Origin of the sequence: Brevibacterium oceani, from assembly GCF_017948325.1 — a bacterium.
Taxonomy (GTDB): domain Bacteria; phylum Actinomycetota; class Actinomycetes; order Actinomycetales; family Brevibacteriaceae; genus Brevibacterium; species Brevibacterium oceani.
Genome location: NZ_CP072846.1, coordinates 2,037,122 through 2,050,573, shown reverse-complemented (window position 1 = coordinate 2,050,573; position 13,452 = coordinate 2,037,122). Strand labels below are relative to the sequence as shown.

At 64.6% G+C, this 13,452-nt stretch carries 14 protein-coding genes and 2 tRNA genes; 3 read left to right on the top strand and 13 right to left on the bottom strand.

The features are described 5' to 3' along the window. Positions 1 to 58: 58 nt before the first annotated feature. Positions 59 to 1,303 (top strand): beta-ketoacyl-[acyl-carrier-protein] synthase family protein, encoded by a 1,245-nt coding sequence (locus J9314_RS09065; RefSeq protein WP_210605379.1) that lies wholly within the window; start codon positions 59 to 61, stop codon positions 1,301 to 1,303. A gap of 330 nt (positions 1,304 to 1,633) precedes the next feature. Here the strand turns inward: J9314_RS09065 and J9314_RS09060 are convergent, their stop codons facing one another. The 7 genes from J9314_RS09060 to J9314_RS09035 all read right to left on the bottom strand — a co-directional run bounded on the left by J9314_RS09060 (position 1,634) and on the right by J9314_RS09035 (position 6,232). Then, positions 1,634 to 2,125 carry a DUF3145 domain-containing protein gene (locus J9314_RS09060; protein WP_210605609.1) on the bottom strand — a complete coding sequence of 164 codons (492 nt, stop codon included), beginning with the start codon at positions 2,123 to 2,125 and terminating at the stop codon, positions 1,634 to 1,636. Between the two features lie 245 nt (positions 2,126 to 2,370). Then, positions 2,371 to 2,447, bottom strand: a tRNA-Ile gene (locus J9314_RS09055). 91 nt (positions 2,448 to 2,538) lie between these two features. Continuing rightward, positions 2,539 to 3,807: an EAL domain-containing protein gene (locus J9314_RS09050; RefSeq protein ID WP_246490710.1), complete on the bottom strand. Its 1,269-nt coding sequence runs from the start codon at positions 3,805 to 3,807 to the stop codon at positions 2,539 to 2,541. Positions 3,808 to 3,945: 138 nt separating this feature from the next. Then, positions 3,946 to 4,092: a hypothetical protein gene (locus J9314_RS19165; RefSeq protein WP_246490709.1), complete on the bottom strand. Its 147-nt coding sequence runs from the start codon at positions 4,090 to 4,092 to the stop codon at positions 3,946 to 3,948. After that, on the bottom strand, positions 4,089 to 4,865 hold the full coding sequence (locus J9314_RS09045) for an MFS transporter (RefSeq protein WP_246490708.1): 777 nt from the start codon (positions 4,863 to 4,865) through the stop codon (positions 4,089 to 4,091). The genes J9314_RS19165 and J9314_RS09045 overlap by 4 nt, the downstream gene beginning before the upstream one ends. A gap of 172 nt (positions 4,866 to 5,037) precedes the next feature. Further along, on the bottom strand, positions 5,038 to 6,078 hold the full coding sequence (locus J9314_RS09040) for an LLM class flavin-dependent oxidoreductase (protein WP_210605378.1): 1,041 nt from the start codon (positions 6,076 to 6,078) through the stop codon (positions 5,038 to 5,040). Between the two features lie 81 nt (positions 6,079 to 6,159). After that, positions 6,160 to 6,232: transfer RNA gene (locus J9314_RS09035), tRNA-Asn, on the bottom strand. Positions 6,233 to 6,478: 246 nt separating this feature from the next. On the opposite strand from J9314_RS09035, the gene J9314_RS09030 reads away from it, so the two are divergent. Together J9314_RS09030 and J9314_RS09025 are read left to right on the top strand one after the other, a co-directional pair. Then, positions 6,479 to 7,390 carry a DMT family transporter gene (locus tag J9314_RS09030; RefSeq protein WP_246490707.1) on the top strand — a complete coding sequence of 304 codons (912 nt, stop codon included), beginning with the start codon at positions 6,479 to 6,481 and terminating at the stop codon, positions 7,388 to 7,390. Then, positions 7,391 to 8,602 (top strand): glycosyltransferase, encoded by a 1,212-nt coding sequence (locus J9314_RS09025; protein ID WP_343207055.1) that lies wholly within the window; start codon positions 7,391 to 7,393, stop codon positions 8,600 to 8,602. Between the two features lie 35 nt (positions 8,603 to 8,637). On the opposite strand, the gene gluQRS is transcribed toward J9314_RS09025, so the two are convergent. From gluQRS to J9314_RS08995, 6 genes are all read right to left on the bottom strand, one after another. After that, positions 8,638 to 9,618: a tRNA glutamyl-Q(34) synthetase GluQRS gene (gene gluQRS, locus J9314_RS09020; protein WP_246490706.1), complete on the bottom strand. Its 981-nt coding sequence runs from the start codon at positions 9,616 to 9,618 to the stop codon at positions 8,638 to 8,640. Continuing rightward, positions 9,615 to 9,935, bottom strand: a complete 321-nt coding sequence (locus tag J9314_RS09015; protein ID WP_210605377.1) for a GNAT family N-acetyltransferase — start codon at positions 9,933 to 9,935, stop codon at positions 9,615 to 9,617. The genes gluQRS and J9314_RS09015 overlap by 4 nt, the downstream gene beginning before the upstream one ends. Before the next feature lie 172 nt (positions 9,936 to 10,107). Next, positions 10,108 to 10,950 carry an amino acid ABC transporter permease gene (locus J9314_RS09010; RefSeq protein ID WP_210605376.1) on the bottom strand — a complete coding sequence of 281 codons (843 nt, stop codon included), beginning with the start codon at positions 10,948 to 10,950 and terminating at the stop codon, positions 10,108 to 10,110. After that, positions 10,947 to 11,609, bottom strand: a complete 663-nt coding sequence (locus J9314_RS09005; protein WP_181275235.1) for an amino acid ABC transporter permease — start codon at positions 11,607 to 11,609, stop codon at positions 10,947 to 10,949. The genes J9314_RS09010 and J9314_RS09005 overlap by 4 nt, the downstream gene beginning before the upstream one ends. 70 nt (positions 11,610 to 11,679) lie before the next feature. Beyond that, positions 11,680 to 12,573 carry a glutamate ABC transporter substrate-binding protein gene (locus tag J9314_RS09000; RefSeq protein ID WP_210605375.1) on the bottom strand — a complete coding sequence of 298 codons (894 nt, stop codon included), beginning with the start codon at positions 12,571 to 12,573 and terminating at the stop codon, positions 11,680 to 11,682. Between the two features lie 45 nt (positions 12,574 to 12,618). Continuing rightward, entirely contained in the window at positions 12,619 to 13,368 is a 750-nt protein-coding gene (locus J9314_RS08995; RefSeq protein WP_425514179.1) for an amino acid ABC transporter ATP-binding protein, read from the bottom strand. Positions 13,369 to 13,452 lie beyond the last annotated feature (84 nt).

Below are 13,452 nucleotides of genomic sequence, written 5' to 3'. Positions count from 1 at the left end.
CCCGAACACGGCCCGTCCACAGACGGGCCGTGTCCACTCTATCGACGAGGTTTGTACCATGACATCTAAAGTTGTCGTCACCGGCATCGGTGCGGTAACCCCCTTGGGCGCGACTGTCGATGCCACTTGGGAAGCCATTCTGGCCGGCACGTCCGGCGTCCACACGATGGACAACGATTGGTCCGAGAAGTACGGCCTCGCCGTCGACTTCGCCGCTCAGGTCGACCCACAGGTCGTCGAAGACAATCTCAAACGCGTTCAGGCCAAGCGTCTCGACCCTTCGAGCCAGTTCGCGCTCATCTCCGCCCGTGAGGCCATGGCGGATGCCGGCCTCGAGGAGACCGATCCGGAACGCACCGCAGTCTCCTGGGCGACCGGCATCGGCGGAGTCTGGACCCTGCTCGACGCCTGGGACACCCTGCAGGAGGAGGGCCCGCGCCGGGTCATGCCCCTGACTGTTCCCATGCTCATGCCCAATGGACCGGCAGCGGCCATCGGCATGGAGTTCAAGGCTCGTGCCGGGGTGCAGACGCTCGTCTCGGCCTGCGCCTCGTCGACCGAGAGCCTCGGCCATGCCTACGACGTGCTGGCCTCGGGCCGTGCTGACGTCATCATCGCCGGTGGCTCCGAGGCCGCGATCCACCCGATCACTCTGGCGGCGTTCAACTCGATGCAGGCGCTGTCGCGTCGCACCGACTCTCCGGAGACGGCATCGCGCCCCTATGACGTCGACCGCGACGGATTCGTCATGGGTGAGGGTGCCGGTGCACTGATCCTCGAGACCGAGGAACATGCGAAGGCCCGTGGTGCGAAGATCTACGCCGAGGTGGCCAGCTGGGGCATCTCGAACGACGCTTACCACATCACCGGTGGTGAGCCGGAGGGCAAGCATGCCCTGGCCGCCATGCAGCAGGCCCTCGACGCAGGCGATCTGTCCGCGTCCGACATCAAGCACGTCAACGCCCACGCCACGTCGACTCCCGTCGGGGACATCCCTGAGTCGCTGGCGATCAGCGAGCTCCTCGGCGACAACGTCGGCGAGACACTCGTCTCGGCCACGAAGTCGATGACCGGCCACCTCCTCGGTGGCACGGGCGCTGTCGAGGCGATCCTCACGGTCAAGGCGCTGCAGACCCGCACCGCTCCCCCGACGATCAACATCGACGAGGTCGATCCGAAGGTCGTCGGCATCAACATCGTGCGGGACACTCCTGCAGAGCTTCCTTCGGGAGACATCGCGGCGATCACGAACTCGTTCGGCTTCGGCGGACACAACGCCGTCGTCGCGTTCCGCTCCGTCTGAGCCTCTGCGCGGCCTCTTCAGAGTTCAGCACACTCTGGGTACGGCTAGTAGAGTTTCGGCACACTTCAGGGTGGAGAGCCCAGTTTCAAACTTGGGCTCTCCACCCTGAAGTGTGCCGCTTCCATTTGTGCCCGTCATCGGCAGCAGTATCCGTCGATCATAGGATGGGCGAGGCTTGTTTCGCGCGTGGAGACTGCGTGGCTCTCGGCACCAATACCGCCTGCGGATAGGCGAAATGGGCACACCCGAGGTAGGAAGGTGTGCCCATCAGGCATATTGGGCGCCCGAACGGTCCCGCAGTGAAGCCGGTCGGATGCGAACGAGTGTTTCTCAGCCGACCTTGGTCAGCCAGCGGACGGGCGCGCCTTCGCCAGCGTGACGGAAGGCGTCGAGTTCTTCGTCCCATGCTTCACCGAGCGCGGTCGCCATTTCTGCGGAGAATTTCGCCGGGTCACCTGCGGCACGTTCCATCACGGACCGGATGCGGTCTTCGGGGACGAGGATGTTACCGGCAGTGTCGGTGACAGCGTGGTAGATGCCGAGATCCGGGGTATGGCTCCAGCGGCCGCCGTCGACACCTGCTGAGGGTTCTTCGGTGACTTCATAGCGGAGTGAGTCCCACCCGCGCAGCGCCGACGCGATACGGGCTCCGGAGCCTGCAGGCGCACGCCAGCAGACTTCGGCACGCACGAGTCCGGGTGACGCCGGCTGGGGTGTCCAGTCGAAGCGTGCTTGCGCACCGATCGCCCCGCCCGCGGCCCATTCGATGTGAGGGCACAGCGCACGAGGTGCTGAGTGGACGAAGAGTACGCCCTGTGTCATATCCATTTCTGCCTCCTACCTCGGATACGTCTTCCCCTACGATCCGAAAGGAGGTGCTGACCACATGATAGTCCATGTTCGGCCAGCGGCCAAGCATCAAAGACGCTGGTGATGTCGGGTGTCTGTGGTGGGCGTGAAGAACGAACACGAGTCCGCGTCGGGGCAGACCTTCACACCGGACTTACAATCCGAGTGTTCAGAAGAGCACGACTGACAGCGGACGGAAACGGCCTGGCTGAGCACTGTGGTGCCCCCGGCCGGACTTGAACCGGCGACCAAAGAATTATGAGTTCCCTGCTCTGACCAGCTGAGCTACGGGGGCCGACCGAGACAAGATTAGCACCAACGACGCGCCCGGTCCCATTCGGACGACACAGTCTCTGCTGTCGGCCCGGCAACCGCCTCGGCGAGGCTCAGGCGCGCTGTGCCGCCGCACCGTTGAGCGGTGCGACGCGCGTGAGGACGCTGCGGGCGGCGTCGACGCAGGTGTACCGGTCGGTGGTGATGTAGACGTCGTACTCCGTCTGGCCATCGCTGCCGGGATCGTTCCGCTTCGACGCGGCGACCATGCCCGACCAGTCGGGTCCGACTACGACGACACCATGCTCATTGCGCATCGGATCGGAGGCGTCGACGAGTCCGGTGCGCACTCCCGGGATCGGCGGTCCGTCGAACCCTCCGGAGAACATAGCGGTGAGGCCGACGGTGTCGCGGATCTTCTCATAACGGATACGGGTCGGCTCGGAGAACGCCTCGTCCTCGCCGAAGACACCCAATGCGATCGTCGCCGTACCCGACGCCAGCGCCCGTTCTTCGAGCGCAGCGATCTGAGCGATGAGCATCTCACGATTCATCACCAGCGGTTCACGACGCAGGCCCTGAGAGATCGAGTACGGAGTTCCCAGCGCCGGCAGGTTGCGCGAGTAGTGCGAGACGAGAGCATCCTCTTTCGGCTCCTCGAACGGGTGCGGCTCCTGTGTCGCCTCGCCGAAGTAGGGGCCGGACATGAAGCGGGCCCCAAGCGCGCGAACCCGGTCGAGATCGTCCTCGCTCTCGACCCCCTCGGCGAGGATGACCGCTCCGGTGCGTTCGATGTGGGCGTGGAGCAGACGGTTGAGTTCGGCCAGATGCGAATCCGAATCGATGCGCAGCACGTCCGGGTGAAGACCGACGACCGACGGGTTGACGAGGGGAACGAAGGAGGCGCTGCGCAGATCGGCCCCGACCGCCGACATGCCCACTCCCCAACCGAGGGTTCGGGCGGAGCGGACGGACCGCAGCACCGAAGCGGGAGAGTTCGCGACACGGTTGGCGTCGAGTTGGAGGATGACCGATCGGTCCGGTTCGCCCGTGCGGTCCTCGAGGGTGGCGAACGACTCCGCCTCGGCGTGAAGGAACAGCCGGTTCGACTTCGGCAGTCCGGCGCCTTCGGCGGTCCGCAGTGCGGTGTCGCGCAGGGAGGCGTCGATGTCACCGATCATCGACGAGGTGTGCATCGCCGATCGAAGATTCTCGGATTCCGCGCGGCCCAGCTCCGGATCGCCGATGGGAGCCTGCAGTATCTGATGTCCGACTCGATGGAAGGTGAAGGCGTCGACGACCGGAGCGAAATAGGTTTCGATCCCGCCCGAGCGCACGAGATCCTCGAGCGCCAGGTCATCTTCGGGTACAGCCTCGACCACTGTGCTTCCTTCCGTGGGCTGATGTGCGTTCACAGTCTTCCACATTCGGACACACCGGATTGTCTAAAATCTGTAACATTATTGCGCTGACAGCTGAGGGATTGTGACGACTCCGTCGGGAGCCTCACCGCGAGGAATTCACCCGCGGCGGCGGCCGCCTCGGCGAACTTCGATGAGTCCGACTGCACCGGCGAGGATGACGACCACGGCGATCGCAGCGAAGGCTCCGACCATTCCCATGTGCCAGCTGCTCACGGCGGTGATCGAGAAGGCCAGGGCGGTCATGATCGCCAAGCCCATCGATGTGCCGATGCGCTGCCGGTCTCGAGCACTCCGCCGGAGGAGCCCGCATACTTCAGCGGCACCTCCTGCAGCGTCAGCGTCTGATTGGGACTGATCACCATGCCCTGCGCCGTCCCGATGAACGCGAGCGTGAGCAGCATCCACCATTCGCTGCCGATCTCCTGGGACAGGAGCAGAACGACGGCGATGGTTGCGATGAGGCCGACGAGACAGGTCACGATCCCCCACACGACGAGGCGACGCCCGATCTGGAAGACGAATCGACCGGATACATCGGCGGAGACGGCGGACAGCAGCGCGGCGGGCAGTCCGATCATGCCCGCCGCCAGTGCCGAGTGGCCCAGCCCCTGCTGCATGTACATCGCCACGAGGACCCAGACGCTGGTCACTCCGAGGAAGTAGAGGGTGATGATGATCGAGCCGTTGCTGAAGCTGCGGATGCGGAACAGGTCGAGGTCGACCATCGGCGGACGGCCGAGACGCGCATAGCGGCGCTCCCACCTCGTCCACACCCAGATCATTGCCAGCCCCAACGGGAGGGCAAGCCACACGAACCAGCCGACGGACGATTCGACGAAGGACAGTGCATAGCCGGTGAGCACCCACTGCAGTGCCGAGGTCGAGGCATGGATGTCCGAGGAGATCGATGGGAGGACGACGTTGATGCTCGAGACCGACAGCAGCGACATGAAGAGGGGAACGAGACCGATGAAGAGGATCCGCTTCTGGGTCTGCGTCATCTTCGTCTCGCTCACGTGTCCTCTCCTGTGTCAGCTGGCGAAGGAACCGCCGGCGAGCGAAGCGCTCGCCGGCTGTGTGTCCGCTCGATCACTGCCATCCTACGTCCGTGTCCGCAGTCGAACCCGCCTGTCCACCCGAGACTGGGCACCGAGTCCGCGGGCGCAGCCGCACTGAAGAGGCGGGTCGTCAGGAGCCGGCCCGCTCCGTGTCCGCACTGGCCGGCACCCAGCCGAGTGCGGGTGCGACGTGTTCGGCGAAGGACTCGAGGATGTGGAGGTTGTAGTCGACTCCCAACTGACTCGGGATCGTCAGCATGAGAGTGTCGGCCGCCTCGACGGCAGCATCGGCCTTGAGCTCCTTGATCAGTTGATCGGGTTCACCGGCGTAGGTGCGCCCGAAGGTCGACCGGGTGTCGTCGATGATGCCGATCTGGTCTCCCTGTCCTCCACCCCTGCGACCGAAGTACAGGTCGTCGAGGTCGGTGGTGATCGGGAAGATGCTGCGGCTGACGGATACCCTGGGCGTCCAGTCGTGTCCGGCCTCGCCCCACGCTGTCCGATAGCGGTCGATCTGCTCTGCCTGCAGGTCCCCGAATGCTGCCCCTGTCGCCTCGGTGAGCAGGGTGGAGCTCATGAGGTTCACGCCCTGCTGTGCCGCCCATTCGGCGGTCGACGCCGAGCCTGCTCCCCACCAGATGCGACGGTCGAGGCCCGGTGAGTGCGGTTCGATCCGCAGGCTGACGCCGGGGCTGAACTGCTGCGGATCGGCAGGAGACACATGTTCACCGCGGATGGCGCGGAGGAAGAGGTCGAATTTCTCCCTGGCCATGGTCGCCGCCTTCGGTTCGCTCGGGTCTTCATATCCGAAGGCCTCCCACCCGCGCAGAGCCGGTTCCGGTGATCCTCTGCTGATGCCCAGGGCCACGCGCTGATCGGAGAGCAGATCGAGGGCGGCAGACTCCTCGGCGAGGTAGAGGGGATTCTCGTACCGCATGTCGATCACACCAGTGCCGACCTCGATGCGCAGGGTGCGTGCGGCGATCGCTGACAGCAGCGGAATCGGCGAGGCGGCCTGCGTGGCGAAGTGGTGAACGCGGAAGTAAGCGCCGTTGACGCCGATGTCGTCGGCACCGACCGAGATCTCCACGGCGTCGCGGAGCATCTGTCCGGCGTCCAGTTCGCCTTCGGCGTCATAGTGTCCGAAGCTCAAGAATCCGAAAGACTTCATGCCGGGTCAACCGGGCGTCGAGACCGTCTATTCCCCCGGGGACGACGAAGGCCCCGTCCGATGTGGACGAGGCCTTGACTGCTCCCCCGGCTGGGCTCGAACCAGCGACCCTTCGATTAACAGTCGAATGCTCTGCCAACTGAGCTACGGAGGAATGCCGCAGTCACCTGCGGACGTGCTGTCCAGCTTAGCAAACACCTGAGCGACCAGACAAAACGGGCTCGAGTGCTTTACCTCACAGACCCGAGACACAGACCTGAGGCAAACCCCACCGGCTGCCGTCGGGTAGCCGTACAGTCAGGACAGACACAGCTGAGCTCCCTCCCCTGTGTGCAGGCAGACGGTAAACTCGAATCGGCCCCCACCCCGTCTCAGCACCCTTCGACCCGGAAGTCTCACCGTGACCACAGTGGCAATCGCACTCGCCGTCCTGGCCGCAGTCGCCCTCGCCTATGGTGCCCTGTACCAGCACGACGCCGTCACCGGTCAGGACGATTCGCACAACGGGCTGAGTTGGGCGCATTTCGTCGAGCTGCTGAGCAACCGGCGCTGGCTGCTCGGACTCTTCATCCTCGGCCTCGGCACGGCCGGCAACTTCGTCGCCCTCGCGCTCGCCCCGGTCATGGTCGTCCAGCCGATCGGGGCCTTCTCCCTCATCGTCTCCGTGCTCCTGGGTGTCCGTCACCGCGGCCTCCGAGTCAACCGCCGGCTCGTCCAGGCCGTCGTGTGGTGCACGATCGGGGTGACGGTCTTCGTCGCACTCTCGGCGACCATCGCCCGCTCGGAAGTCCACCTCGGCGCGGATGCGCTGCCTCTGTTCTGGATCACCGCCGTCGTCGTCGCTGGCGGCCTGGTCATCATGCTCGCGTTCCGGCACGCACCGCAGCTCGTGCTCATCGTCTCGGCCGGGCTGCTCTTCGCATGCGTCGCCACGAACGCCCACCTCGTCAGCGTCCAATTCCTGCAGGCGGGTCTCGACCAGGTCACGTGGCTGAATGCGGGTGCGCTGCTTGCGGCGGTGGCGCTGGGCTCCTGGTTCGTCCAGAACGCCTACGCCGCGGGCCCACCCGAGATGGTCATCGCCGGCCTGACCGTCATCGATCCGATCGGCGCCGTCATCCTCGGCACGGTGGTGCTCGGCGAAGCGGCCGATGCCCCCGTATGGCTGATCCTCATCATCGCGCTCACAGGATTGGTCGCGTGCGCCGGAGTCGTTGTATTGTCGCGGTATCATCCCGATGTCAGAGATCGAGAAGCTCAGCGCAGGGACGCCCGCCGTTCCGATACCATGACCGACACCGAGGAGAGCTGAATCCTGTCTGCGCACCGTCCCACTCCAGCCCGCCGAATCCTCATTCCGGCCGAGACGTACGCCCCGGAAGTCAATGGTGCCGCAAAGTTCGCCGAACGCCTGGCTGCCGGACTCGCCGCTCGCGGCAACGATGTCCACGTCGCCTGCCCCTCGGCCACGGGGAAGCCTTCTGTCAGCGTCGAGGACGGAGTGACCGTCCATCGACTCACCGCCCACCGGTGGCCGCTGCATCCGACGTGGATGATCTGCATGCCCTGGGAGACGAAGCCCGAACTCTCGAGACTGCTCGACAGCCTGCAGCCGGATGTCGTGCACACGCAGGCGCACTTCGTCATCGGCCGCTACGCGTTCTCCGAATCGATCCGTCGCAGCATCCCCGTCGTGGCCACCAACCATTTCATGCCCGACAATGTGCGCCCCTATCTCAAGGCGCCGAAAGCCGTCCTCGACGGGGGCACGGCCATCGCCTGGTGGGATCTGCGCCGGAAGTTCCAATCGGCCGACTTCATCACGGTGCCCACCCAGCTGGCCGCTGACCTGCTCACGCAGAACGGGTTCTCCTCCCCCATCCGCGCGGTCTCCTGTGGGATCGATCTCGAACGCTTCGCCCATCTGCGTGAGACCGAGTCCCCCGCACCGAGGTCGGGTCCGCCGCGGGTCCTCTTCGTCGGGCGTCTCTCCTCGGAGAAGCACGCCTCCGACATCGTCGAAGCGGTCGCGAAGACCGACCCTGCACTCGGTCTCGAAGCCGATATCGTCGGCGGTGGTGACCAGGAGACACCGCTCAAGGAGCTCGCCGCGGAGCTGGGCATCGCCGACCGCGTCCACGTCCTCGGCAAGATCAGCGATCGAGAACTCATGGACGCCTACCAGCGCTGCACATTCTTCTGCATGCCCTCGACCGCCGAACTGCAGTCGATCGCCACGCTCGAGGCGCTGGCCTCCCGCAAACCTGTCGTGCTCGCCGATGCAGTGGCCCTGCCGCACCTCGTCCGCGACGGCGTCAACGGGTATCTCTTCCCGCCTCGCGACGTCGATGCCCTCGCCGACCGGTTCGCCCGCCTGTGCACGGCCTCGGATGCCGCATACGAGGCGATGTCGAGCGCCTCGCTGGATGTCGTGGCCAAACACGATATCGAATACACGCTCGATACCTTCGAGTCGATCTATGACGAGGTCATCACCGAAGCACTGGGATCCTCGGCGGCCTGAACACCGTCGAAGTGCACTGACACAATGCTCTGGGCTCAGTGCCCTGCCGGTGGAACGAAGACGGTCGGCTCCGCGTTGAGACGGTCGAAGTCGAGCTGATCGACCATGTCGTCGATGCCTGCCCAGCGCGGACCGGCGTCGTCGAAACCCAGTGACCCCTGCATCCAGGCGAACACATCGGCGACGGTCCAGCCGAGGCCGCGCAGCTGCTGATAGGTCACCGCACCATCGCGTTTGGCCAAGCGTCTGCCGTCGCTGTTGAGCACCAACGGCACGTGGAGCCAACCCATCCGAGCGGCCCCGAGCAGACCGGCCAGATAGGCCTGTCGCGGCGCCGAGGAGGCGAGATCGTCACCGCGGAGCACTTCGTCCACGCCGCTGGCAGAATCATCGACGACGACGGTGAGGTTGTAGGCGAAGACGCCGTCACCGCGTCGCAGCACGAGATCGTCGACGGTGGCCGTGACCTCTCCGAGCAGCTCGTCATGGATCGAATGAGCGGCGTTGTCGGTGCGCAGCCGCAGCGCCGGCTGCCTCCCCTTCTCCGCCAGTTCGCCTCGACGGGCCTCGCGTTCGGCATCGCCGAGGTTGCGGCAGGTTCCCGGATAGGCTCCTGGCGGTGCGTGCGGGGCACTCGCGGCCTGGGCGATGTCTTTGCGGGAGCAGTAGCATTCGTAGACCAGCCCGGCCGCATCGAGCCGGTCGATCGCCGCCGCATAGTGGTCCCGACGTGTCGACTGGACAAGCGGCTCTTCGTCCGCAGTGACGCCGAGCTCGGTGAACACGGCCAGTTGGGACTCGGCTGCACCGGTCTTCACGCGGTCGAGGTCTTCGATGCGCCAGAGGAAGCGCCTGCCTGTCTGTCGCGCGCGGACATAGGCCATGAGTCCGGAACGGATGTTTCCGATGTGCAGGTCTCCGCTCGGGCTCGGTGCAAAGCGTCCTGCACCGAACCTGGCATCAATGCCCGCACCGCGGCCGGCACCGGCACCGTCAGCGGCCGCCTCTGCAGTCACCGATCAGCCACGAGGTCGCGGTACTGCGGGAAACGCTCGAGGTAGTCCACGACGTAGGAGCAGGTAGCGACGATGGCTCCGCCGTCGGCACGGATGATGTCGAGGGCTTTCGTCACCAAAGTGCGCGCGAAGCCGCGTCGGGAGTAGCCCTCCGAGATGATCGTATGCTGGAGTTCGAGTGTCTGGGGATCGATGACTCGGTAGCCGAGGAATCCGATGAACTCCCCCGGAGTGTCATCGGTGAACAGCTCGAATCGTTCCCGGTCGACGTTCTTGACGACCTTGACCGGTGTGGAGCTGAGTTCGGGCTGCGGCATCTGCGACTCCTTATCACGGGTGTCGGCGACGGAGGACACCGACGACTCTGTCTCATGTGGATCGGCCGCGCGCGGCGGAAATCGACCGGTGTGCACCGACCCTCTCAGTGAACGATACAGGGTGACGGCGTGCCGGGTCAGTCACGGCCCGGCCCGCCACCCCCACGGAGGCTCAGTCGACGATCTTCGCGGACAGTCCCTCCGCCTCGGTGTTCGCTGTCGTCTTGCGCTGAAGCCTCGACTCGAGCCACCGGGCGAACGCCGCGACGATCATGTTGATGATGATGAACAGGACCGCACCGACGATGAAGGTCGGCAGCAGGTTGTTGTACTCGCGGCCGATGAGGTTCACCTGGTAGAGCAGATCCTGGTAGGTGACGATGAAGCCCAGTGCGGAATCCTTGAGAAGGACCACGATCTGGGCGATGATCGTCGGCATCATCGCACGCAGAGCCTGAGGCATGAGCACGAGGCTCATCACCTGGCCGGGCCGCAGTCCGATGGCCATCGCCGCTTCCCGCTGACCGGTGGGGACGGCGAGGATGCCTGCCCTGATGATCTCCGCCAGCACCATGCCGTTGTAGAGGGTGAGGCCGAAGACGACCGACCAGAACGGGCCGATGTCGTTGCCGAACATCAGGAACATCGCGAAGATGAGCAGCAGCACGGGCACGCCGCGGAAGAACTCGAGGACGATCGTGCCGGGGACGGAGATGATCTTCCTGCTGGACAGGCGCAGCAGTGCGAACACGATGCCGACGACCATGGCCAGCACGGACGCGACGACGGCGACCTTGAGGGTCGCGAGCATACCCTGGAGCAGCACCATCTGGATCTGAGCGAACGTGAATGGGTACCACTTATCGGGTTCCAGCTGACCGGCATCGGCGAACTTCCAGACGACGAACGCCGCGATCGCCAGCAGCACGAGGGCTGAGACGACGGAGAGGATGACGTTGTTCCGACGCGACTTCGGACCGGGTTCGTCGAACAGTACTTGAGTGGGTGCGCTCATCGCATGATCACCAGCTTCTTCTCCAGGTAGTCGAAGACGCGCCCGAGCACCAGGGCCAGAATGAGATAGGCCAGGGCGGTGCCGAACAGCAGCGGGATGACGAGGTCTCCGCGGACTTCGATGGCATTGCGCATCGCCGAGATCAGCTCCCGGTTGTTGAATGCCGAGGCGATCGAGGTGTTCTTGAGCATCGCGATGATCACGCTGCCCAACGGTGGGATGACGGTGCGGAAGGCCTGCGGCAGAATCACCTGACCCAAGGTCTGACCGAAGCTCAGTCCCACAGCGCGTGCGGCTTCGGCCTGGCCGACCGGGATCGTGGCGATGCCGGACTTGAGGGTCTCGGCGACGAAGCAGGCCGTATAGGCGGTCAGGGCGATCGTCGCGTAGACGAAGGAGTTGAACGAGCTCGTCGATCCGAAGCGGATGTCGAGGAACGGCAGGCCGAAGGCGCAGAAGAACATCACCAGCGTCAGCGGAGTGTTCCGCACGATATTGATGTAGGTCGAGGCGGCCGCCCGCAGCACCGGGGTCGGTGATACGCGCATGGCGGCGAGGATCGTACCCAACACCATCGACCCGACGAGGGCGACGGTGAAGAGCTTGATCGTTCCCCACGCGCCGGAGAGGAACATCTGGAGAAGCTCCAGGAAATCCATGGCAGATTCCTTAATCGATGCGAGGGCGCCGGGTTCGGCGCCCTCGCATCATGTCAATCTGTGGACGGGGTCAGTAGCGGTCGACTTTGGGCATATCGACACCGTCGGTGGATCCGAGGGTGTATTCGAAGGCCTTCTTCCAATCGCCGTCGTCCATGCCCTCCTCGAGGGCGTCGTTGACGGCGTCGCGCAGCGCGTCGTCACCCTTGGGCAGTCCGACGCCGTAGGGCTCTTCGGTGAAGGGTTTGCCGACGACCTTGAACTCACCGTCGTACTGCTTGGCGTAGCCGCGCAGAATCGCATCGTCCGTGGTCACTGCGTCCACGGATCCCGACTGGAGGTCGGTCACGCACTTCGAGTACGCGTCGTAGGTGACGAGTTCGGCCTTCGTGTACTTGTCTTCGATGTTCTGAGCCGGGGTCGACCCGTCGACGGAGCAGACCTTCTTGCCGTCGAGGTCGTCGGGTCCGGCGATGTCGGAGTCCTCGGCCACGAGAAGATCCTGACCGGCGACGTAGTACGGTCCGGCGAAGTCGACGACCTTCTTGCGCTCATCGTTGATCGTGTAGGTGGCCACGACCATGTCGACGTTGCCCTGTTGGAGGAAGGGCTCGCGGTTGGCCGAGACGGTCTCGGTGTACTTGATCTGATCTGGTTCGAAGCCGAGGTGCGCGGCGACCATCTTCGCGATCTCGATGTCGAAGCCCTCCGGCTCCTTGGAACCGGCAGAGACGTTGCCGAGTCCCGGCTGGTCTTTCTTCACACCGATAGTGATCTCTCCGGCGTCCTTGGCCTTCTGCCAGGTCTTCGAATCCTTGAGGTCGACATCGGTGGCCACCGAGTACTCAGGTGCCTCGGCCTTGTCCCCGTCACCGGAGGATTCCGGGGTTCCACCCTGGCCGCAGCCGCTGAGGGCCAGCATTCCGATTGCCACCGAGGCGACTGTCAGTCTGAGCTTCTTCATTGTCTCTCCTTGTGAGTGAGGTGATGCGGTAGGAAAAGGGTGGTGTCAGTTCGTCAGGATCTTCGACAGGAAGTCCTTGGCTCGACCGCTCTGGGGGTTGGTGAAGAATTCCTCGGGCTCGGCGACCTCGACGATCTCACCGTCGGCCATGAACACCACCCGGTGTGCGGCCTTGCGGGCGAAGCCCATCTCGTGAGTGACGACGACCATCGTCATGCCCTCTTCCGCGAGTCCGACCATGACGTCGAGGACTTCGTTGATCATCTCCGGGTCCAGCGCCGAGGTGGGCTCGTCGAAGAGCATCACCTTCGGCTTCATCGCCAGCGCCCGGGCGATGGCGACACGCTGCTGCTGTCCGCCGGAGAGCTGCGCGGGATACTTGTCGGCCTGATGAGCGACCCCGACGCGTTCGAGCAGCGCCATGGCCTGCTTGTCCGCCTCGGACTTCGAGAGCTTGCGGACTTTGATCGGTCCCAGAGTGACGTTCTCGAGGATCGTCTTGTGGGCGAAGAGATTGAACGCCTGGAAGACCATGCCGACGTCCGAACGCAGCTGCGCCAGTGCGGCGCCTTCGGCCGGCAGCTCCTTGCCGTCGATCGTGATGCTGCCCGAGGAGATGGTCTCCAGACGGTTGATCGTCCGGCACAGTGTCGACTTTCCCGACCCCGAAGGGCCGATGACGACGACGACCTCCCGCTCGGCGATGTCGAGGTTGATGTTCTTCAGGGCGTGGAATTCGCCGTAGTGCTTCTCGACGTTCGTCACCGACACCAGCGGTCGTGATTCATCTCTCATGTGAAGTGATCCTAGTGAACCAGAGCACACAAGAAAAACTCAGGCCCTTACCAGAAAGAACTGCAACCGACTTGTGACCTCGAA